Consider the following 21,958-nt stretch of genomic DNA (forward strand, 5'->3'; position numbering starts at 1 on the left):
TAAGGGAGTGTAGAGATCAGGAATTGCCCTGATTCTTGGAGATGATGGCCTCGGCCACATTGCGAGGAACATCCTCGTAGTGACTGAACTCCATCGAGAAAATACCCCGACCCTGGGTCATGGATCGGAGTTCGGTGGCATAGCCGAACATCTCGGCCAAGGGCACCTTGGAAGAGACTTTAGACGTTCCGTCATCGACGGACTGGCCCTCTACCTGTCCCCGGCGAGAGGACAGGTCGCCGATCACCGAACCGAGGAAATCCTCGGGGATTTCGACTTCGACCTTCATCATCGGCTCAAGAAGTACAGGATTGCACTTCTTGACCGCATCCTTGAAGGCCATAGAGCCAGCAATCTTGAAAGCCATCTCCGACGAGTCCACATCGTGGTAAGACCCATCGACCATCGTGCATTTGACATCAATCAGGGGATAACCAGCAATCACACCTGACTCGCAGGTCTCCTTCATGCCCTGCTCTGCAGGCTTGATGTATTCCTTGGGAACGATGCCACCAACAATTTTGTTGATGAATTCAAAGCCAGATTCTGGTTCGCCAGGCTCCATCTCGATGACGACGTGACCGTATTGGCCTTTACCACCAGTTTGCCGGGAGAACTTGCCTTCCCCTTTCGATGAACCACGAATGGTTTCTCTGTAAGAAACTTGAGGGGCACCAATATTGGCTTCCACTTTGAATTCGCGCAGCATGCGATCCACCAAAATTTCGAGGTGGAGTTCGCCCATGCCTGCAATCACGGTCTGACCTGTTTCCTGATCCGTACGGACACGGAACGTCGGGTCTTCTTCGGCCAATGACACCAAGGCTTTGGAGAGTTTCTCCATGTCGCCTTTGGTTTTGGGTTCGACCGCAACCGAGATCACGGGCTCAGGCACAAACAGCGTTTCCAAAACAATTGGATCGTCTGTTGAGCAGAGGGTGTCTCCGGTGGTTGTGTTCTTGAGACCCAAAACAGCTCCGAGATCACCGGCACGAAGGGCATCCACTTCTTCGCGATCATCGGCTTTGAGGACGACGAGGCGAGAAATGCGCTCTTTGCTGTCTTTGGTGGAGTTCAACACATAGCTTCCTTTCTCGAGGATGCCTGAATACATGCGAACAAAGGTGAGCTTGCCGTAAGGATCAGCCATCACCTTGAAGGCCAGAGCACTGAAGGGCGCGCTGTCGTCGGAAGGTCGAACCGCTTCCTTGCCGTTCGGAAGAATGCCTTGAATCGGTGGCACGTCGATGGGTGCTGGCAGGTAATCCACCACAGCGTCGAGAACCAGTTGCACGCCTTTGTTTTTAAAGGCTGAGCCGCAGAGAACAGGAACCAAGCTGTGCTTCAGAACGCCAGTACGGATCCCTTGCTTAAGTTCGGAGTTGGAAAGTTCGCCTGATTCGAGGAACTTTTCGATCAGTTCTTCATCGGTTTCGGCAATCGTTTCCATCAAAACGTTGCGCCACTTATCAACCTCATCTTTCATGTTTGCAGGAACATCTGTGACTTCGATGTCTTGGCCTAAATCATCTTTATAAATATTGGCTTTGTTCTCAACAAGATCGATGATTCCGCTGAGTTCGCCTTCGGCTCCAATCGGAAGCTGAATGGGAACCGCGTTGGCCTTGAGGCGATCCTTAATTTGGCCGTAGACCTTCAAGAAATCGGCACCAGTCCGATCCATCTTGTTGACGAACACCATGCGCGGCACGGAATAACGGTCGGCTTGGCGCCACACCGTTTCTGATTGTGGTTGGACACCACCAACGGCACAGAAGACGGCGATAACACCATCGAGAACGCGCATGGAGCGTTCAACTTCGATGGTGAAGTCAACGTGTCCAGGGGTATCAATAATGTTGATCCGGTGGTCATTCCAGCTTGTGGAAATAGCAGCGGCAGTAATGGTGATCCCACGCTCACGCTCCTGGGCCATCCAGTCGGTTACAGCGGCACCGTCATGCACCTCACCAATTTTGTGCACCACACCGGAGTAGAACAGAATCCTCTCAGTGGTGGTTGTTTTACCAGCGTCAATATGGGCTGCAATACCAATATTTCTGACGCGTTCCAGGGGAAAGTCGCGTGCCACAGGATACTCCGGGGTGGGGCGTTAAAAAGCGAATGTGACTCTACATGTCAACCTGAGTAAATCAGGTTGACTGAAGATCAGTAGCGATAGTGGGCGAAAGCTTTGTTCGCTTCAGCCATCTTGTGGGTTTCTTCCCGTTTGCGGACGGCACTACCAGCTTCGTTCGCGGCGTCCATTAATTCGCCAGCAAGCTTTTGGGCCATGCTGCGACCGTTACGAGCTCTTGAGAAATTCACGAGCCAACGCAGAGCCATCGCAGTGCCCCGCTCTTGGCGAACTTCCATGGGCACCTGATAGGTCGCACCACCAACGCGGCGAGCACGAACTTCGACGAGTGGAGTCGCGTTCTTGACTGCCGTTTCGAACAGCTCGACGGGATCACCACCGGTGCGTTCACCGATCAATCCAAAAGCATCAGAAAGAATGCGTTGGGCGGTGGACTTTTTTCCATGCTTCATCAACCGAGCCACCATCATCGTGGCGAGGCGGTTGTTGAATTGTGGATCCGGAAGGATCGGACGCTTGACTGCTGCGTTACGGCGTGACATGAACCGTTAGGTGTGGAGAAACAGAGTGAGAAAAAGTGGAAAGAGTGAAAATCACTCTTTGGGCGACTTGGCGCCGTACTTCGAACGGGATTGACGGCGGTCCTTGACACCAGCGGTGTCCAAGGTTCCGCGAATGATGTGGTAGCGAACACCGGGAAGATCCTTGACTCTTCCTCCACGGATGAGGACCACAGAGTGCTCCTGGAGGTTATGGCCGATGCCACCGATGTAAGCCGTGACCTCGAACCCGGAGGTGAGGCGTACACGGGCCACTTTGCGTAGAGCCGAATTCGGCTTCTTCGGAGTGGAGGTATACACGCGGGTGCATACACCCCGTCGCTCCGGGCAAGCCCTAAGCGCAGGAGATTTGGTTTTCGCCTTGAGGGTCTGACGCTCGTGACGGATTAGTTGCTGGATGGTTGGCATCGACGGTCGGGATGCGGCCGGAGACCCGACCTAGTTCGACAATCCGTCACCATACTGGTTCGTCTGACCTTTTTTTCTTAGCAGCGGGAAAAAGCGCTTCCGCAGAGACAGCAACGCACGTTGTCTTGGGGGCTGATCAGAAAGCCACCGCCACTCAGATCACCGCGGTAATCGAGGCACAGACCCTCTAAAAGATGGAGTTGCTCCTCTGGAGCGTGCAGCGTGACTCCATCGGCTCGTGCCATGGCAACACCTGCGAGGTGACCGGGTCGCAGGCGGATCACGTGTTGTTCGCAGCTGCCGGATACCAAGTCCAAATGCATCAACCCTGGTGTCCCTGCTACCGCTGCCTGGCGTCCGAGTTCCGCTGCAGCGGAGGCGCTGATGGAGAACGTGGCGCCCATAGCCATTCGCATCAATGGATTCAGTTTGCCAGCACCTTGGATTGATCACTGATAAATCCAAGACCGTTTTGCACGCGAGGCGTGATGCCCCGGCCGGTCATCACGGTTGTATTGGCGATGAGCATGGTGGTTGAGCTTCCTCCGTCGAGATTGAGCGCGTCCCTGAGCCCCAGTTGACTCAGCGCCAAACTCGTTTCAATGAGAGTGGGATCGCTGCCATTCGCGCCTTTGACGGCGAGGAGCCAAATTCGCTCGCTGTCTTGTGCAACAACGGTGCGAGGTGCTGAAACGGCAAGGAAGCCAGGACTAAAGCCCTCCTGACGGCCGTTTAGGACAACCCTGCCCATTTGCAGCAGAAGGGGCCCTCCCCCCATCACTTGAGGGAGTTCACCTAAGGGGTTTGAGCTGCGCATGTTGATGGTCACTGCATCCCCGATCTGTGCGGGGAGTGCAGTCCCCCCACGGGCCACGATCAGGTCTCCTTTTAAAGGCAAAGGCACACCGCGAACGAGGGAGGCTTGGTCATATACCGCATCGACGCGTCCTTCGCTGAGTGTCAACGCCTGCTCTTCTCCACTCAGCGCGCGATACGTTGGCCCCCAGGCTCGGGTGTAGCGACTGAGTCCGCGTTGCACATACCCGCTATTCAGCATTCCGAGAGGCCATCTCCGTCGTCCAACCACCGTCATCTCTTGGATCAACTGCAGGCGTCCAAACATCAGCGGGCCGCGGCGCTTCCAGCCAATGGCGCCTCGGTTGAGGATCGGGCCTGAGAGCCACTCATTGTTGAGTCGAACAGCGCCAAGGGGGAGTTGGCGAACCCTGTTGAAAAAGCCTCCATTGACTGCTACAAGCGCGTTGGCAGGTTGCGCCAACTGATTGAGGTAGCGCAATCCTGGTTGGGCATGGCTGGGGGCAAGCGGGCGTAAAAGGAGATCTGAGCTGTTGTGCTGAACTCCTGCTCGGTACAGCCGAATGGGCTTGACGCCGACTTGAACGACGCGCTGATCAAGAACCAACCCTTTCTTGATCAGGTCTTGCATCTCTGGGGCAAGCAACGCGATTTGAAAGGCTTGGCTCTGTCGCTGTTTTGTCGAAGACTTTGCGGGGGTGATGCCATCCAGCACGACCCGCCATGGGTCTTTCAGGGTCAAGGAGGAAAGCCTGCTGGATTGACCCAGAAGCTTCAGCCCACTGCTGTCTCGTCGTGTTTTCAAGCCAAGTCTGCGCAGTTGGCTTTCCTGAAGAGGCGTGACCTGCACTTGCAGAAGGAGATCATCGCCCTGGCGTTGAACGAGAGCAGGCCCACTGAGGTCCAGCACAAGACGGTTGGCGCTGCTTCCCTTGCCTTGTCTGAGCTTTTTCAGATGGGGTTTGGGCAGGTCCACCCTCAGCGTGCTCTTGGTTCGGTTCACTTGAACCCCCATCGCGTTCAACCAGGGCAGGGCATCGAGGGCGACTTCATCCCCGATGGTGCGTTGTTGCAAACCGCTCAAAGGCCGTTGAAAGCCGTACCAATCAAGAAATTCTTCGCCGACGTCCGCTTGGCGCTGGAATCCCATCTGGCCCACAAGCAGATCAAGAGGCAACCAGAGCCGCGTGGGACGCGTCGCTCCCTGGCCTTGCCACAACCACGAGCTCGAGGTGTCGATGCCGCCGATTGTTAGGCGATCTCCACTGAACTGATCAGTGACGCGAACCTCCGCAATCGGCGCTGGCGGTGGAGGTGGCATTGCTGCATCCATATATCGACGCTAGCTGGGGTGGGCGAATCCTTAGGATCCGAAATATCTCAACCAGCTACGGAATGCGAACACCGTTGCTGTTGCACGTCTCGACTGCAGGTTATGACCCAACTCACCGGTTCCGATTGGCCCTATTGCGACAGCAGTGCACCTGCTGCGATTGCCGCGGAGAAGGACGCCTGTGGTGTTGGTTTTCTTGCACAACTTCAGGGTGAGCGCAGTCATTGGGTGCTTCAGCAGGCCCTGCGTGGGTTGGGTTGTATGGAGCACAGAGGTGGCTGTGGAGGCGATGGTGATTCTGGAGACGGGGCAGGAGTCCTATGCGAAATCCCTTGGGATTACTTGAGAGCCATTTGGCCAGAAGCCGTGAACGCCAACGGTCTCGGCATGATGTTTCTGCCAAAAGATCCCAGCCGCCGTGCCGAAGTGCAGCGATTCTGCGATCAAGAGGCGCAGGCCCTTGGCCTGACCTCCGTGGGATGGCGTGAGGTTCCGGTCGACTCAGCCGTGCTCGGTCCGCTGGCGCGTGAGACGGCACCCGTCATCGAACAGTGGTTGGTTCACAGCGCTGTTGATGCCGATGCCCTGGAATCGTTGCTGTTGCGTCTGCGCCGTCGTGTTGGTGCCAGGGTCCGGCAGGAATTTGGCGCCGAGGGCGCTCGCGACCTCTATGTCGCGTCCCTGAGTGGCAGGACTGTTGTCTACAAGGGGATGGTCCGCTCCGAGGTTCTCGCCCAGTACTACGCCGATCTGCGTGACCCTCGCTTTGCTGTGAGTTTTGCGGTGTATCACCGCCGTTTCAGCACCAATACGCTTCCCCGCTGGCCGTTGGCACAGCCGATGCGCCTCTTGGGTCACAACGGAGAGATCAATACCCTGCTGGGCAATCTCAACTGGGCTAAGGCCTCAGAAGCTGGCCTCGAAGACGTGTGGGCTGAAGCAGCCGCCGACTTGATACCCGTTGTGAACCCTGACTTCAGCGACTCGGCGAATCTCGATGCCACGCTTGAGCTGATGGTGCGCAGTGGACGGTCCATCACCGACAGTTTGATCACGTTGGTGCCGGAAGCCTTCCGCAATCAGCCGGACCTGGACAGCCGTCCTGATGTCACGGCGATGTACGAATTCAATGCCGGGATTCAAGAGCCATGGGATGGCCCGGCGTTGTTGGTGTTTGCCGATGGGAAGAGAGTGGGAGCGACCTTGGATCGCAATGGGCTCAGGCCTGCTCGGTGGTGCACAACGGCGGATGGCTTCGTCATCATGGGCTCTGAGACCGGAGTGGTGGATCTCAGCGGAAAGGCAGTGGTTGAGAAAGGGCGTTTAGGCCCAGGCCAAATGGTGGCCGTTGATCTTGAGCGCGGAGAGCTGTTGACCAATTGGGCGGTGAAGGAAGACGCCGCAAAACGCTTCCCTTATGGCGATTGGTTGAAGCAGCATCGCCGCTCGGTTTCGGCTCAGCCTTGGACTCAGGACTGCCAAATCAGTGAGCTTGATTTGCTGCGTTTGCAGACGGCGATGGGCTTCACCGCAGAAGATCTTGATCTTGTGATTGAGGACATGGCAGGTCTTGGCAAGGAGCCCACCTACTGCATGGGAGACGACATCCCCTTGGCGGTGCTCTCCGACAAGCCCCACCTTCTGTACGACTATTTCAAACAGCGCTTTGCGCAAGTGACCAATCCACCGATTGATCCCTTGCGCGAAAAATTGGTGATGAGCTTGGAGATGCACTTGGGGCAGAGGCGCCCGGCAGTGAAGCCCCAGGCAGAGGCCGCGGCCTTGATTCACCTCGACACGCCCGTGCTCAATGAGGCGGAGCTGGCCGCTCTGTCGAACCAAGGACTCACGGTGCGATCCCTCTCCACCCAGGTTGAAGTGGAAGCGTGTGCCGGGGGACTTCAGTCAGCCGTAGATGCTCTCTGCTTGAAAGCAGAAGAGGCGGTCCGCAAGGGCGCTCAGGTGTTGGTTCTATCGGACCGCGTGAATGCTGATGAACAGCCCGCGGAGCTAATGGCCACCACAGTGGCGATGCCTGCTCTGTTGGCGGTGGGCGCGGTGCACCACCATCTCTTGCGCCAGAAATTGAGACTCCATTGTTCGCTGGTTTCGGAGACCGCTCAGTGTTGGAGCACGCATCACATGGCCTGCTTGATCGGTTACGGCGCTAGCGCGGTTTGTCCATGGCTCACCTGGGAGACCACTCGCCATTGGCTCGCCCATCCCAAGACGCAGAAGCGGATCGAACAAGGCAAGCTTCAGTCCTTGGATCCAGGCAAGGCCCAGGACAATGTGCGCTTGTCTTTGGAGAACGGTCTCCGAAAGATTCTCTCCAAAATCGGGATTTCGCTCCTGGCGAGCTATCACGGAGCTCAAATTTTTGAGGCCATCGGTCTTGGGGCCGACGTGATTCAAAAGGCTTTTGCAGGGACGACGAGCCGAGTGGCTGGGATGACGCTTCAAGAGCTTGCCAATGAGACGCTTTCGCTGCATGCCAAGGCTTTCCCTGAGCTGAATCGCAGCAAGCTTGAGTTCATGGGTTTTGTGCAATACCGCACCGGTGGTGAGTACCACCTCAATAGCCCTGAGATGTCGAAGGCTCTGCACAGTGCCGTCAAAGCTGGTCCTGGATACGACCATTTCTCCACTTACAAAACCCTGTTGGAAAACAGGCCTGTAACGGCCCTTCGCGATTTGCTTGAGTTCAAGCTGGCTGCAACGCCTTTGCCGCTCGACCAGGTGGAGAGTGCAGAAAGCCTGTGCACCCGTTTTTGTACGGGTGGCATGAGCTTGGGAGCTCTTTCAAGAGAAGCCCATGAGGTTTTAGCCGTGGCGATGAACCGTATTGGGGGAAAGAGCAATAGCGGTGAGGGTGGTGAGGACCCGATTCGTTTTCAGGTTCTTGATGATGTGGATGGAGACGGTCGGTCATCGTCTTTCCCCAGCATCGGTGGGCTGAGAAATGGTGATACCGCCTGCTCAGCGATTAAGCAGATTGCCTCCGGCCGATTCGGGGTGACAGCGGAATATTTGCGCAGCGGGAAGCAACTTGAGATCAAGGTGGCGCAGGGGGCTAAGCCTGGTGAAGGTGGCCAACTGCCTGGACCAAAGGTGGATGAGTACATCGCTGGGCTGCGCAACAGCAAGCCTGGTGTGGCGTTGATTTCACCTCCGCCCCACCACGACATTTATTCCATTGAGGATCTCGCCCAGCTCATCCATGATCTCCACCAGGTGCATCCCAAAGCCCCTGTCAGTGTCAAGTTGGTGGCTGAGATTGGGATCGGTACGATTGCCGCCGGTGTGGCGAAGGCCAATGCCGATGTGATCCAGATCTCGGGTCACGATGGCGGCACGGGGGCATCGCCGCTGAGCTCGATCAAGCACGCGGGCAGTCCCTGGGAGCTAGGTCTTACAGAAGTGCATCGGTCTCTGTTGGAGAACGGATTGCGTGATCGCGTCTTGCTCCGTGCCGATGGCGGTCTCAAGACCGGCTGGGATGTGGTCGTCGCTGCTCTGCTCGGTGCAGAAGAGTATGGATTTGGGTCTGTGGCGATGATTGCCGAGGGCTGCATCATGGCCCGCGTTTGTCACACCAATAACTGCCCCGTGGGGGTGGCCACTCAGAAAGAAGCGCTACGCAAACGCTTCACCGGTGTGCCCGAGCACGTCGTGAACTTCTTTTGGTACGTGGCGGAAGAGGTTCGTCAGTTGATGAGTGTCTTGGGAGTTGCTCGTCTTGAGGATCTGATTGGACGCAGCGATCTGCTTCAGCCCCGTTCCGTTGAGCTTGAAAAGACCAAATGCGTGGATCTCTCCAGCTTGTTGGCTCCCGTGGGAGATGCGAACGACCGCTCCTGGCTCAAGCACAGCCCTGAAGCCCATGGGAATGGTCCGATTCTTGAAGATGATCTGCTCGCTGATGCCGGCTTCATGGCTGCTGTCGAGAATCATGGTTCTCTCAGTCGCGAGATCGAGATCGTTAATACCGATCGCAGTGTTGGTGCACGACTCGCCGGAGAAATGGCGCAACGTCATGGGAATCGTGGCTTTAAAGGCCAGTTGAATCTGAACTTCCGGGGCGCTGCCGGCCAGAGCTTTGCGGCATTCCTTGTCCAAGGCATGACGATGCGTCTGGAGGGTGAAGCCAACGACTACGTGGGAAAAGGCATGAACAGTGGTCGGATCACGCTTGTTCCGGATGATGGTGTCGCCAACCCTGGCGATCAGGTGATTCTTGGTAACACCTGTTTGTACGGAGCCACGGGTGGTGAGCTTTTTGCGCATGGTCGGGCTGGAGAACGCTTCGGCGTTCGCAACAGCGGAGCGCGTGCCGTGGTGGAAGGCGCCGGGGATCACTGTTGCGAGTACATGACCGGAGGCGTGATTGTGGTTTTAGGCAGCACCGGTCGCAATGTCGGTGCCGGTATGACCGGTGGTGTGGCGTTCCTGTTGGATGAAGCGGGCGGTGTCCAGGCCCGCGTGAATCCTGAAATTGTTGAGGTGGTCAGCATCACGACTCCCCAGCAGGAGTCCTTGCTGAAATCACTCCTTGAGGCTCATCTGAACACCACCGCCAGTGAGAAGGCCAAGGCTTTGCTTGCGGATTGGACCAACGCCAAGTCGTCGTTCAAGTTGTTGGTGCCCCCCAGTGAGCGGGCAGCGATGGGGCTTGAAGCGCGTGAGGTGGTTGCCGCCTAATTTCTCCGCTTCGCTATGCCCTGGTTTATCAAGCAGGAAACGTTCACCGCAGCGATGACCTCGTTATCAGCGGAGCAGCGTCGCGTTCATTGCCATGACCATCGCCGTTGGGTTGAATCTCATCGGCTCGCAGGGTGTGCCATGGCCAGCGGTTTTCTTGTGGATGAGCAACACAAGCCAGGTGGGGGCGGTTTATTGGTCTTCGAGGCCGAAAGCTATGAGGCAGCCAAAGCGTTCATCTCTGCCGATCCGATGATTGCTCGAAACTTGGTGGACTGGACACTGCACGAATGGAAGCCTGTTGAGGGAGCACTTCAGGCTTGATCCCCAGGCGCAGCAGGTTTTAAGGGGGGATTAGCGCGGGTGCGTGGCCATCAATCGCTGGACCTCACCGGCGTGGTAGCTACTGCGGGTGAGCGGAGTGCTGACCACCTGGAGGAATCCAAGCTCTTGTTCTCCCTTGAGGCGGTAGCTCTCGAACTGCTCTGGAGTCACAAACCGGTCCACGCTCAAGTGTTTGGGGCCTGGTGACAAGTATTGGCCGATGGTGACGATGTCAACTCGGTGTTCTCTCAAATCGCGAAGCACCTCGATCACTTCCGCGTCGCTCTCGCCAAGGCCCACCATCAATCCCGACTTGCTGTAAGACCGTGGCCAGCCATCGCGAACCCGTTTGAGGAGTTCCAAGGAGCGCTCATAGATCCCCTGCGGACGCGCTTGGCGATACAGCCGCGGCACCGTTTCAATGTTGTGATTGAGCACATGCGGTGATGCCTCCATCACCGTGGCTAGCGCATCCCAATTGCCACAGAAATCGGGAATGAGCAGCTCAATTGTGGTGAGCGGAGAGTGTTGCTTCACCTGCTCAATGCAAGCCACGAACTGCGACGCCCCTCCGTCTTCCAGGTCGTCGCGGTTCACGGACGTGATTACCACGTGTTTGAGCCCAAGCCGGGAGACCGCCTCCCCGAGCCGTTGCGGTTCGGTTGGGTCGAGTGCTCGGACGCTCTTGTCGAAGTCGATGTCGCAGTAGGGACAGGCGCGGGTGCAGCCGGGCCCCATGATCAGGAACGTCGCGGTCCCTCCGGCAAAGCATTCGCCGATATTTGGGCAGCTTGCCTCCTGGCAAACGGTGTTCAGCTTGAGGTCCAGCAGCAGGTCGGCTACCTCGCCAATGCGCTCGCGCTGGGGGGCTTTGACGCGCAACCAGTCAGGTTTCTGAATGGACGTCATCTTTTAAAGTCGCCTCATCGGGATGTAGCGCAGCTTGGTAGCGCACTTCGTTCGGGACGAAGGGGCCGCAGGTTCGAATCCTGTCATCCCGACTCTATGAGTTGCGCTCAACTCAGTTCTGCGCCTGGGTAGCCGCGCGGAGTCACCATTCGGCCCCCTTCCATTCTGCTACTGCTGTTGCCGATGACCAAAACGGTCAGCATGTCAATGGTGTCCACGGGCAAGCTGTCGAGCCGGGAGAACGACACGTGTTCCTCTTGTCGACCTAATTGCCTTGCGATCACAACAGGTGTGGCGTCGGGGCGTTGCGTTAGCAGGATGTCCTTGGCACGTTGCAGCTGCCAATCGCGTCCTTTGGAGCGGGGGTTGTAGAGCGCAACGACGAAATCACCGTTGGCAGCTGCTTCCAGCCGTCGTTCAATCACCTCCCATGGGGTGAGCCGATCGCTCAGGCTCACAGTGCAGAAGTCATGCATTAGCGGTGCTCCAGCTTTTGCCGCTGCAAGCTGCAGTGCGGAGATTCCTGGATGCACGGCAAAGCGAGGTCGTGCGTTTTCTGGTAGCTCCATCCAGAGTTCAAGGGCGAGCCCTGCCATTCCATAAATCCCGCTGTCGCCAGACGACACCAACGCAACGCGAACACCCTGGCAAGCAAGACTCAGCGCTTGCCGGCAGCGGTCTCTCTCCATGGTGAGTTGCCCATCCAGCCGGATCTGATCCGAACGGCGCAGCGGTTCAAGTAAGTCGAGGTAGAGCCCGTATCCCACCCAGGCAGGACAGCGCTCCAGGGCACTGCGGGCTTCAGGAGTGAGCAGGGCTAGATCACCTGGACCACTACCGATCAGATGGAGTTCGCCCCGTTGCGGTGCATGGGCCTCCATGCTCTCGGCAATCGCCACGGTGACAGCGCCACGTTCAGCCTCGTTGGCGTGGGTGATCCGTTTGCTCAGTTTGAGTCGTCCGTTGTCTCCAGCACTCAGCAATGCCGCCGCTTCTGCAACGGATCCGGTGCCCATTTCTGCAGCAACCACCTGGGATGGGGTTGGCACCGGCACCTCATTCAAGGCTGATGCGGTGTGCAATCGGAAGGGCCAATGGTGAAGCTGTGCGAGCGCTTGGAGCGCCCGTTCATCGCCCTTACGATCGATGCTGGTGATGCCTGCAACGGCGCTTTCGGCCAGGCCCGCCTCCTCGAGGGCGCTGCTTACGGCGCGCTCGACAAGGTTCAAGCTCGTCTCGCGTTCGCAGCCAATCCCAAGCCAAAGCAGTGGTGGGTGCCACGTGCAAGCCCCTGCATGGGCCATGGATGTGCTGATCTCCAGCGTTGGTATGGCATTCGTTGGGATGGCACTGCCTGTTTCGGCATCGGGGCCGAGAAGTTGGCTGGCTTGCGCTGCCGAACTGCTCTGCCACAGCGTGCTCCCCATTGTTTGGATCAGACGGGTTGTTTCTCCACGCGCCTGGGCCTTCATCAGTTGGCTCCAGTTGGCGTCTGTTCCGCCACGTTTCCATCCCCAACCATGTCCGAATGCATCGCTTGCAAGACGGCCTGAAACCGCACTGTCTCCAGTTAGAACCGCTTCCCCCCCGAGCGCGGCAGCGACCTCCCTACTCCATTGTTCGGCGCCAGCTTGGTGGCCGCCAAGCAAAGGAACCACCCTTTGCCCCTTGGCATCGAGCACCAGGACGGCAGGGTCGCTGTCTTTGTCGGTCAGGAGTGGAGCAATCAAACGGGTGACGGCACCCGTGGCTCCGATCACGATCAACACCCCGCCCTCTTGCCAGTGCTGCTGGAGCAACACCGCAGCTGAGCTCACCAGACACGTTCCATCGAGGTCAGGAATGGCAGCGGCAGCGCCAGGGGTGAGCGCTAGTTGATCCGTGAGGCTGCATTGCTGAAGTCTTTGCAGCAACGGCCAGGCCCTTGAGGACAGCCCTAGGGCCAATCGCCGGGCAGCGGTCGGAGGAGACGAGTCGTTCAGGACAGGAGAGTCGGAGGTCAACGCTGGGTGCCATCGGCGTTCAATAGCTCCCGAGCTGATCCTCCCAGGGTGCTGGTTGGAGCAATTCGTTCCGGTTCCGGGTTGGCGATCTTGCTGGGTTTCTTTGTTGTGTCAGCTCCTTTCTCTGGCATTGCTGTGACTGCCATCTCTTCGTTTGGCAATGACGTTGCTTTCTCTGTGCCTGTGTTCAGAGCCTCGGGCTTGGCGAGTTCTCCTTCAACAGCCTCGCTATCTACAGCGATTGCATCTTTGTTTTGTTCACCTTCCTCTAAGGCCTTTTCTGCTAAGGGCCCGATCTCCTCCGTTTTGTTATCTCCAGCCTTCTCTTCGAAGCCTTTTTCTCCTGAGTCTTTGGCTTTATCTCCTGAGTCCTTTTCTCCTAAGTCGTTCTCTTCCAAGCCCCTTCCCTCTACAGCCTGTTGGCTTAATGCCTGTGGCTTCAATGCCTCTGGCTTTGTTTCTGCATTCTTGCCCCCTTGCGCTTGAGGGACGTTCTCTTCGCTGACAAGTTCTTGCCTTGCGCTTGGGTCTTCAGGCTTGGTTTCACCCAGCAAACGCGCTAGCTCGCTGTCATTCAGGCTTGATTGCAACCAAATTGGTTTGGGGTTCTGCCGCTCAGGGACCACTCTCAATTGGTTGTTGAACATCGGCTCGAGCGATTCACCGATCCCGTTCAGCAATTCCATCTGAACAGTGTTGATCCCTTTGCGGTTGTCGATTCCCTGGAGCCAAAGGGCATCCTGCTGGTCCACGACAAAACTGTCCTCGTCAACCGTGATGCGTAGGCGCCAGCGAGCGTCTCCAGCTCGGAGGTTTTGCAGCGGCGCATTCCATACCAACCAATCGAGCAGCAAAGGGCTGTCCCCCCCAAGCTCAGCCGGACTCACCATCGCCAGCCAAGGGGCATCGCGTTTTGGCTGCGTGCCCATCAGCGGGCGCAGCTGATCTACAGCCCAATGCAAGCTGGCGCCAGGAGTTTTGACGGCTTCTCCCCAGGGATAAGCGGCATAGGCCGTGAACCTGTGGCTCCCTGGACTAAGGGGAGGGAGTTCAAGCGTGACGCGGTTTCCATTCCGTTCACTGATGCGAATGGGTGCTTGGTCATCAATTTGAATCGCGACGTGGGCTCCGAGACCGAGTTCGCGGTCGTTCGCGAGGGGCCAATCCTCGATTTTTAATTCCAGGTTGAGGGGACCGCCCTCCTTGAGCTGGCTCCCATCCAAGGGACTGATGAGTGAAAGCTGGGGATGATGCTTCGCTAAGGCTTGCTGGAGCTGCTGAACCGCACCAGGTGGTTCCACTTCTCGAAGACGGCCTGATGGGTTTTGGGTCGGAAGATTCTTGCCTTGATTAGGAGCGGATTTGGAGTTGGGCTGATTGGCCCAAGGCAACGACGGAATGGCCAGCACGGGTTGTCCCGTTCCAAAGAGAAGGATCAGGGCGAAGAGTGCTGCGAACCATCGGATGCTTGCTTGTCGCCGGCCCGATTTATCCATGGAGCGGAGAGGATGTGCCGACATTCTGAATGGCCCCACTTCGCAGGTCCAGGGCGCTGACTGAGTATTAATTAGCGAAAGAAAATAAGCAGGTTGTTGATAGTTTTGTGTCTTGATTGGGTGGTTCTCGCTGACACCACCTGCAAACCAGACCCCAGTTGCAGACTGGATCGCCGCCGGATTGAACCTTTGTAACTCGATGAGGGTTAAGGCCCTCTCGCGACTCTATGCTCAAATCAGCGGTCCCCTCTTTGGGGCCCAAAGCACCAGTGATGGACAGGGTTTTCCTGGCTTGAACTGGCGCCCGGCTACAGCCTTCGGGTTATGGCCGGGGCCCCGGCGAACTGTCCGGTTCTCCGGAGGGGTGGCCCTCCACCTCGATCCCGTCCCTCGAGGAACGACTCGATGACCATCAGCCCACCAGAGCGTGGGAGCACCGCGAAGAGCCAAGTCGAAAAGGTTGACAATCCAGCAACCTTTGAATTGTTCGGCAAGCCCGGACATTTCGACCGAGCTCTCGCGAAAGGCCCCAAGACCACAACATGGGTCTGGAACCTCCACGCCAACGCTCACGATTTCGATAGCCACACGAGTGACCTTGAAGAGGTTTCTCGGAAGATCTTTAGTGCTCACTTCGGCCATTTGGCCGTGATCTTCATCTGGCTAAGCGGCGCTTTCTTCCACGGAGCCCGCTTTTCCAACTTCTCCGGCTGGCTCGCCGACCCCACCCACGTGAAGCCAAGTGCTCAGGTGGTGTGGCCCGTGTTTGGCCAGGAGATTCTCAACGGTGATATGGGTGCCGGTTTCCAAGGCATTCAGATCACATCTGGCCTCTTTCACGTCTGGCGTGCATGGGGCATCACCAACGAGACCCAGCTGATGTCTCTTGCCATCGGCGCTCTGGTGATGGCCGGTCTCATGCTGAATGCCGGTGTTTTCCACTATCACAAGGCAGCTCCCAAGCTCGAGTGGTTCCAGAACGTTGAGTCGATGCTCAACCACCACTTGGCAGGTTTGCTTGGTCTCGGTTCCCTTTCCTGGACCGGGCACCTTCTGCATGTGTCTCTGCCGACCACCAAGTTGATGGATGCCATCGACGCCGGCCAGCCGCTGGTGCTCAATGGCAAAACCATTGCTTCTGTCGCAGACATTCCACTGCCACACGAATTCTTTAATCAGGATTTGATCGCTCAGCTCTATCCAGGATTCGGTGCCGGTATTGGCGCTTTCTTCTCTGGTGATTGGGCTGCATACAGCGACTTCCTGACCTTTAAAGGTGGAATTAATCCAGTTACTGGAAGCATGTGGATGAGCGATATCGCTCATCACCACCTAGCCATCGCGGTGTTGTTCATCGTGGCTGGTCACATGTACCGCACGAACTGGGGCATCGGGCACTCCATCAAGGAGATCCTCGAAGGTCAGAAGGGTGATCCCCTTCTATTCCCTGCAACCAATGGGCACGACGGACTCTTTGAGTTCATGACGACCTCTTGGCATGCTCAGTTGGGAGTCAATCTGGCCATGCTCGGTTCGCTGAGCATCATCGTGGCCCAGCACATGTATGCGATGCCTCCGTATCCATACATGGCGATTGACTATCCGACGCAGATCGGACTGTTCACCCACCACATGTGGATCGGTGGATTCCTAATCGTTGGCGCTGCTGCTCACGCAGCAATCGCCATGATCCGCGATTACGACCCTGCCAAGCATGTGGATAACGTGCTCGATCGCGTGCTCAAAGCTCGCGATGCCCTGATCAGCCACCTGAACTGGGTGTGCATTTGGTTGGGCTTCCATAGCTTTGGCCTCTACATCCACAACGACACCATGCGTGCTCTGGGCCGTCCCCAGGACATGTTTAGTGATTCAGCGATTCAGCTGAAGCCTGTGTTCGCTCAGTGGATTCAGGGTTTGCATGCCGGAGCTGCCGGTAGCACCGCTCCCAACGCACTTGCTGGCGTGAGTGAGGTGTTCAACGGCTCCACGATTGCCGTTGGTGGCAAGGTTGCTGCAGCAGCGATTCCTCTTGGGACCGCTGACTTCATGGTGCACCACATCCACGCATTCACGATCCACGTGACTGTGTTGATCCTTCTCAAAGGTGTGCTCTATGCCCGTAGCTCCCGCCTCGTTCCAGATAAAGCAAACCTGGGCTTCCGCTTCCCTTGCGACGGACCTGGCCGAGGTGGCACCTGTCAGGTGTCTGCTTGGGACCATGTGTTCCTAGGCCTGTTCTGGATGTACAACTCCCTCTCCATCGTGATTTTCCACTTCAGCTGGAAGATGCAAAGCGATGTTTGGGGAACAGTGAATGCTGATGGCAGTGTCCAACACATCACGAATGGCAATTTCGCCAACAGTGCAATCACCATTAATGGCTGGCTGCGTGACTTCCTTTGGGCCCAGGCCGCGCAGGTGATCAATAGCTACGGCTCGAACACCAGTGCTTATGGCCTGATGTTCCTTGGTGCTCACTTCGTCTGGGCCTTCAGCTTGATGTTCTTGTTCAGTGGCCGCGGCTACTGGCAGGAATTGATTGAGTCCATCGTTTGGGCTCACAACAAACTGAAGGTGGCACCTGCCATCCAGCCCCGTGCACTGTCAATCACCCAGGGCCGTGCCGTGGGTGTCGCTCATTACCTCTTGGGCGGCATCGCGACCACATGGGCCTTCTTCCACGCCCACATCCTTGTGGTCGGCTGACCTCACCTGACCTTTCCCTCTAATGGCAACGAAATTTCCTTCGTTTAGCCAGGGTCTGGCACAGGACCCGACAACCCGCCGCATCTGGTACGGGATCGCCACGGCTCACGACTTCGAGAGCCATGACGGAATGACGGAGGAGAAGCTTTACCAAAAGCTCTTCTCCACCCATTTCGGGCATCTCGCCATCATCGGCCTCTGGGTTTCGGGAAACCTGTTCCATATCGCCTGGCAGGGCAACTTCGAGCAGTGGGTCGCCGACCCTCTGCACGTGCGCCCAATCGCTCACGCAATTTGGGATCCCCACTTCGGTCAAGGCGCTATTGATGCCTTTACCCAAGCGGGTGCTTCCTCCCCTGTGAATATTGCCTACTCAGGCCTCTATCACTGGTTTTACACGATCGGCATGACCACGAATGCCGAGCTGTATCAAGGATCCATCTTCATGATGATCCTGTCAGCTTGGGCTCTGTTCGCTGGTTGGCTGCACCTGCAGCCCAAGTTCCGTCCGTCTCTTGCTTGGTTTAAAAACGCGGAATCCCGCCTGAACCACCATCTGGCTGTTCTGTTTGGATTCAGTTCCATCGCATGGACCGGTCACCTGGTTCACGTGGCCATTCCTGAGTCCCGTGGTCAGCACGTTGGTTGGGACAACTTCCTCAACGTGATGCCTCACCCAGCTGGCCTGGGTCCGTTTTTCACCGGCAATTGGGGTGTGTATGCCCAAAATCCTGACACCACTGGTCAGGTTTTTGGTACCGCTGAAGGATCAGGCACTGCGATCCTCACCTTCCTCGGTGGCTTCCACCCTCAGACCGAAGCCCTCTGGCTAACAGACATCGCCCATCACCATTTGGCCATCGGCGTGATCTTCGTGATCGCCGGCCACATGTATCGGACGAATTTCGGAATCGGTCATTCCATCCGCGAGATCCTTGAAGCCCACAACCCACCAACCGGAACTCCCGGAAACCTGGGTGCTGGTCACAAAGGTCTCTACGACACCATCAACAACAGCCTGCACTTCCAACTTGGTCTTGCTCTTGCCTCTCTTGGCGTGATCACCAGCTTGGTTGCACAGCACATGTATGCGATGCCGTCGTATGCCTTCATCGCGAAGGACTACACAACCCAGGCAGCGCTCTACACCCATCACCAGTACATCGCCATCTTCTTGATGTGTGGTGCCTTCGCTCACGGTGCGATCTTCTTCATTCGTGATTACGACCCCGAAGCCAATAAGGACAATGTCCTGGCTCGGATGCTCGAGCACAAAGAAGCGATCATCAGTCACCTGAGTTGGGTCTCCCTTTTCCTGGGCTTCCATACCCTCGGCCTCTACGTCCATAACGACGTGGTTGTGGCGTTTGGCACCCCTGAGAAGCAGATCTTGGTTGAGCCTGTCTTTGCACAGTTCGTCCAGGCTGCTTCCGGTAAAGCGATTTACGGCTTCGATGTTCTTCTCGCTAACGCGGGTGGAGCTGCTGCCAATGCCAACGCGGCCTACATGGGCGGTTGGATGGATGCCATCAACGGTGTTCGTGGCAGCAATGACTTGTTCCTGCCGATTGGCCCCGGTGACTTCCTTGTTCACCACGCCATCGCTCTAGGTCTCCACACCACCACCCTGATCCTTGTGAAGGGTGCTCTGGATGCACGTGGATCCAAGTTGATGCCTGACAAGAAGGACTTCGGTTACTCCTTCCCCTGCGACGGTCCTGGCCGTGGCGGTACCTGTGACATCTCTGCCTGGGATGCGTTCTATCTCGCCGTCTTCTGGGCTCTGAACACGGTGGGTTGGGTCACCTTCTACTGGCATTGGAAGCATCTTGCGATTTGGCAGGGCAACGTGGCTCAGTTCAACGAGTCCAGCACCTATCTCATGGGCTGGTTCCGCGACTACCTATGGCTGAACAGTTCACAGCTGATCAATGGCTACAACCCATTTGGCAGCAACAACCTGGCTGTTTGGTCTTGGATGTTCTTGTTCGGTCACCTGGTTTGGGCGACAGGATTCATGTTCCTGATCTCCTGGCGTGGTTATTGGCAGGAGCTGATTGAGACCATCGTTTGGGCTCATCAGCGCACTCCTCTCGCCAACCTTGTTGGCTGGCGTGACAAGCCTGTGGCTCTCTCCATCGTCCAGGCCCGTGTTGTGGGTCTTGCTCACTTCACGATCGGGTACATCCTGACGTACGCCGCCTTCTTGATCGCCTCCACGTCTGGCAAGTTTGGCTGATTCAGTCCCAACCTCTGCCTGACTAACGAGCCGTTTCTCAGAGATTCACCCGTCCGGTTTACCGGGCGGGTTTTTTATGGGACGGGTGAGGGTATCGTCCGTCCAGCTACAAACAGATCAGAAGCTATTGATTGTTTGGCTTTAGTTAACGCCGCTAAAGGCAATGTCCAGCGTGCGTAGATAGGTGTGTAGGCCGGCATCTTGAATCGGCAGAACGTAGGCATCGGCTCCCGACTCGTTGTGGTGAGAATGCCAATAGCCAGGTGGTGTCACGAAAGCGGCTCCAGGCACCCAATCTTCCCGATGCCCATGGATGATCATCCCGTTGTCATCCAGCTTCGTGCCGATCATGGTGTAGCAGCCGGGTTGGCAATCCACGGCGAAATCAAGAGCGATGGATTGGTGGCGATGGGGGCGCTGACTCTGGCCGGCAGGCAAGATTCCGAGCATGGCCCAAAGCGTATGGGTGATCGTTCGCGTTTGTGGGAAATGGCTATTGCCCAGCAATACGCTGACGCGGTTGGCGCGAGCACCAGTAGGGCTGTTTGCAATCGCTTCAAGATGCCGTTTGCTGTCCCGATGGCTGTAAAAGCTTGGTTCAAAGCGAGCTTGGGTTGGCTCTACTCCGAGGTAACGCAGGAGCGGAGCATCATGCACCCAATACAAACCTGCTTTTTCGTGACTGGTATGAATTGCGTCGCCTCCTGCAGGCAGCACCAAAAGGTCACCTTTTGACCATTGGAATGTTTGCCCACAGGCTTGGGTCTCCCCTTCTCCACGCGTGACGAAAAACAGCTGACTTGTCGCAACAGCACTGGTGCGTTGATCACCACAGTCGAGACGCACAAAATTGGCGCAAAGAGCAGGACCGGTGGCAGGGCCAGTGCAGCCGAGCTCTTCACTCAGGTCTAAAGGAAGAACCTCACAGCCGGATTGATCGAAAAAATCCGGCGAAAACGACCGATAGGGAACCGGTGAGATCAGTCCGCTCTGTTGGGGGTTTGCAGCGGATCGGTAATCAAAAAAACGGGCTTGCTCAGATGAGGCCTGATGCAATGCGGGAATTACCAAGGAGCCGGCCTCAACGGAACGCATACCTTATCGATCAATGGGATAGGGATTGTATGAGTGGCGTCATTCTCGGAAGTCAGCCTCGAGCTCAGGCGAAAGGTGAAACAAGCTCGAAACGTTCTCTATCCCAAAGGATGAGAGAAAAGCAATCACCAATTTGAGATAAATAAAGCCTATGAACACCCTCTACTAGGTGAATATTTGCTTCATGGCATTCTTTTAATCGATAGTTTGGAATTCGTTCTGAAAGATGATGGATGTGGTGATAGGCAATGTCGGCGGTAAACCAATTCAAAACTGCAGGCATTTGCAGGAAGGAGGATCCAGATAGGGCGCCGCGAAAATAGCTCCAGTTGTCTTCATTGCTTGTGTAAGAGTCTGGGAAATTATGTTGAATAAAAAAGACCGCAATCATCACTGCGGCACTGCAACTCATGACCAAGGCATAAAGAATCCAAAAATGTGCGTAGCCAATAGAGCTGCCAATCCACCACCACAAAAGGCCCACAACGGCTGTGTTGGCGACCATGTCGACACATTCGCCGCTGGTGTAGAAGAAGCTCGATTTGTAGTTTGAGCAAATTTGTTGAGGAGATTCCCAGGCCCCAGTGCGTACCATCTTGATGGTGCTTTTGATGGAATGACCAATGAATTCAAAGAAGCTCAATAGCAAGGCAAGTCTTGGCTTGATGATGAGATAAAAGAAACCGCCTGGGAATAACAGCAATGGATGGCGCAAGATGCGATAAAGCCACTGCGAACGTGGAGATCTCGCTTCGTATTGTTCGCGTGTGATGAGAGCAGATGGTCCGCGATAGCGGTCCCAATTTCCATTGTGTTTGTGATGAAAGGCGTGCCCCCTTGACCAGGGATGTTGCGGCATGCCGTGAATCAAGCTCAATCCGAAGGCCGCAATTCGATTCGACCGCTTCGAACGGAACAGACTTTGATGTCCGCAGTCATGCATCAGGGAGAAGCTGCGACTGAGCAGCAGAACCATCAACACCAGGAGCAAGGGTGTCATCACAATGGCTGTGATGTTGAACGATGTTGTGACCGCAGCCATCGCGATCGCTACAGCGATGATGGGAATCACGGTGTTGAAGATCTGCCAGCTCGCGATGCGGTCATCACTGGCCATAAACGGAGCGAGTTGGAAGTCGATCCGTTTGGGGTAATTGCTAGGCGCCATGTCTTGGCTAATTGTCTTTGCGGTCGTTGTCATGCAGCTTCCACGTGGGTTGCCGCAATCGGCTTGATCAGAGAACCTATCTCTTTTTTGCTCCAACCG

At 56.4% G+C, this 21,958-nt stretch carries 15 protein-coding genes and 1 tRNA gene; 6 read left to right on the top strand and 10 right to left on the bottom strand.

Annotated features, from left to right (window positions below; all coding sequences use genetic code 11):
- Nucleotides 1-16 precede the first annotated feature (16 nt).
- The 5 genes from fusA to DXY38_RS04675 all read right to left on the bottom strand — a co-directional run bounded on the left by fusA (nt 17) and on the right by DXY38_RS04675 (nt 5,203).
- A complete protein-coding gene (gene fusA / locus DXY38_RS04655; RefSeq protein WP_115070672.1) occupies nt 17-2,092 on the bottom strand; it encodes an elongation factor G in 2,076 nt (691 codons plus the stop codon).
- A 77-nt stretch (nt 2,093-2,169) separates the two neighbouring features.
- Nucleotides 2,170-2,640: a 30S ribosomal protein S7 gene (rpsG, locus tag DXY38_RS04660; RefSeq protein ID WP_006854776.1), complete on the bottom strand. Its 471-nt coding sequence runs from the start codon at nt 2,638-2,640 to the stop codon at nt 2,170-2,172.
- Nucleotides 2,641-2,691: 51 nt separating this feature from the next.
- Nucleotides 2,692-3,066 (bottom strand): 30S ribosomal protein S12, encoded by a 375-nt coding sequence (rpsL, locus tag DXY38_RS04665; RefSeq protein ID WP_006854777.1) that lies wholly within the window; start codon nt 3,064-3,066, stop codon nt 2,692-2,694.
- A 77-nt stretch (nt 3,067-3,143) separates the two neighbouring features.
- A complete protein-coding gene (locus DXY38_RS04670) occupies nt 3,144-3,470 on the bottom strand; it encodes an AIR synthase (RefSeq protein WP_115070673.1) in 327 nt (108 codons plus the stop codon).
- A gap of 20 nt (nt 3,471-3,490) precedes the next feature.
- On the bottom strand, nt 3,491-5,203 hold the full coding sequence (locus DXY38_RS04675; RefSeq protein WP_115070777.1) for a phosphodiester glycosidase family protein: 1,713 nt from the start codon (nt 5,201-5,203) through the stop codon (nt 3,491-3,493).
- A gap of 114 nt (nt 5,204-5,317) precedes the next feature.
- On the opposite strand from DXY38_RS04675, the gene gltB reads away from it, so the two are divergent.
- Nucleotides 5,318-9,916, top strand: coding sequence for a glutamate synthase large subunit (gene gltB / locus DXY38_RS04680; protein ID WP_115070674.1), 4,599 nt, complete (start codon nt 5,318-5,320; stop codon nt 9,914-9,916).
- Nucleotides 9,917-9,931: 15 nt separating this feature from the next.
- The gene (locus DXY38_RS04685) at nt 9,932-10,240 is read left to right on the top strand and encodes a YciI family protein (protein ID WP_115070675.1); all 309 of its coding nucleotides are present in this window, start codon (nt 9,932-9,934) and stop codon (nt 10,238-10,240) included.
- Between the two features lie 30 nt (nt 10,241-10,270).
- Here the strand turns inward: DXY38_RS04685 and lipA are convergent, their stop codons facing one another.
- On the bottom strand, nt 10,271-11,140 hold the full coding sequence (gene lipA / locus DXY38_RS04690) for a lipoyl synthase (RefSeq protein WP_115070778.1): 870 nt from the start codon (nt 11,138-11,140) through the stop codon (nt 10,271-10,273).
- A gap of 27 nt (nt 11,141-11,167) precedes the next feature.
- Between lipA and DXY38_RS04695 the strand changes: the two genes are divergently transcribed.
- Nucleotides 11,168-11,241, top strand: a tRNA-Pro gene (locus tag DXY38_RS04695).
- Nucleotides 11,242-11,256: 15 nt separating this feature from the next.
- Here DXY38_RS04695 and cobJ read toward each other — a convergent pair.
- Entirely contained in the window at nt 11,257-13,152 is a 1,896-nt protein-coding gene (cobJ, locus tag DXY38_RS04700; RefSeq protein ID WP_115070676.1) for a precorrin-3B C(17)-methyltransferase, read from the bottom strand.
- Nucleotides 13,149-14,648 carry a hypothetical protein gene (locus DXY38_RS04705; RefSeq protein ID WP_115070677.1) on the bottom strand — a complete coding sequence of 500 codons (1,500 nt, stop codon included), beginning with the start codon at nt 14,646-14,648 and terminating at the stop codon, nt 13,149-13,151. Before DXY38_RS04705 ends, cobJ begins: the two co-directional genes overlap by 4 nt.
- A gap of 405 nt (nt 14,649-15,053) precedes the next feature.
- Here DXY38_RS04705 and psaA point away from each other — a divergent pair, with 405 nt between their 5' ends.
- Complete coding sequence (psaA, locus tag DXY38_RS04710; protein WP_006854785.1) at nt 15,054-17,357, top strand: photosystem I core protein PsaA; 2,304 nt, start codon at nt 15,054-15,056, stop codon at nt 17,355-17,357.
- A gap of 22 nt (nt 17,358-17,379) precedes the next feature.
- Complete coding sequence (gene psaB, locus DXY38_RS04715; RefSeq protein WP_006854786.1) at nt 17,380-19,596, top strand: photosystem I core protein PsaB; 2,217 nt, start codon at nt 17,380-17,382, stop codon at nt 19,594-19,596.
- A 141-nt stretch (nt 19,597-19,737) separates the two neighbouring features.
- Here the strand turns inward: psaB and DXY38_RS04720 are convergent, their stop codons facing one another.
- Nucleotides 19,738-20,691, bottom strand: coding sequence for a cupin (locus DXY38_RS04720; RefSeq protein ID WP_115070678.1), 954 nt, complete (start codon nt 20,689-20,691; stop codon nt 19,738-19,740).
- Nucleotides 20,692-20,755: 64 nt separating this feature from the next.
- Entirely contained in the window at nt 20,756-21,733 is a 978-nt protein-coding gene (locus DXY38_RS04725; protein WP_371410992.1) for a fatty acid desaturase, read from the bottom strand.
- On the opposite strand from DXY38_RS04725, the gene DXY38_RS13970 reads away from it, so the two are divergent.
- Nucleotides 21,696-21,845: a hypothetical protein gene (locus tag DXY38_RS13970; protein WP_244279013.1), complete on the top strand. Its 150-nt coding sequence runs from the start codon at nt 21,696-21,698 to the stop codon at nt 21,843-21,845. The two genes, DXY38_RS04725 and DXY38_RS13970, sit on opposite strands and share 38 nt — an antisense overlap.
- Nucleotides 21,846-21,958 lie beyond the last annotated feature (113 nt).

Origin of the sequence: Synechococcus sp. UW179B (assembly GCF_900474245.1) — a bacterium.
In the GTDB taxonomy this organism is placed as follows: Bacteria; Cyanobacteriota; Cyanobacteriia; order PCC-6307; family Cyanobiaceae; genus Synechococcus_C.

Coding starts and splice junctions, on each gene's coding strand:
- rpsG (WP_006854776.1), bottom strand. CDS start 2,640: ATGTCACGCCGTAACGCAGCAGTCAAGCGTCCGATCCTTCCGGATCCA.
- rpsL (WP_006854777.1), bottom strand. CDS start 3,066: ATGCCAACCATCCAGCAACTAATCCGTCACGAGCGTCAGACCCTCAAG.
- DXY38_RS04670 (WP_115070673.1), bottom strand. CDS start 3,470: ATGGGCGCCACGTTCTCCATCAGCGCCTCCGCTGCAGCGGAACTCGGA.
- DXY38_RS04675 (WP_115070777.1), bottom strand. CDS start 5,203: ATGCCACCTCCACCGCCAGCGCCGATTGCGGAGGTTCGCGTCACTGAT.
- gltB (WP_115070674.1), top strand. CDS start 5,318: ATGACCCAACTCACCGGTTCCGATTGGCCCTATTGCGACAGCAGTGCA.
- DXY38_RS04685 (WP_115070675.1), top strand. CDS start 9,932: ATGCCCTGGTTTATCAAGCAGGAAACGTTCACCGCAGCGATGACCTCG.
- DXY38_RS04705 (WP_115070677.1), bottom strand. CDS start 14,648: ATGGATAAATCGGGCCGGCGACAAGCAAGCATCCGATGGTTCGCAGCA.
- psaA (WP_006854785.1), top strand. CDS start 15,054: ATGACCATCAGCCCACCAGAGCGTGGGAGCACCGCGAAGAGCCAAGTC.
- psaB (WP_006854786.1), top strand. CDS start 17,380: ATGGCAACGAAATTTCCTTCGTTTAGCCAGGGTCTGGCACAGGACCCG.
- DXY38_RS04720 (WP_115070678.1), bottom strand. CDS start 20,691: ATGCGTTCCGTTGAGGCCGGCTCCTTGGTAATTCCCGCATTGCATCAG.
- DXY38_RS13970 (WP_244279013.1), top strand. CDS start 21,696: ATGGCTGTGATGTTGAACGATGTTGTGACCGCAGCCATCGCGATCGCT.
- DXY38_RS04725 (WP_371410992.1), bottom strand. CDS start 21,733: ATGGCTGCGGTCACAACATCGTTCAACATCACAGCCATTGTGATGACA.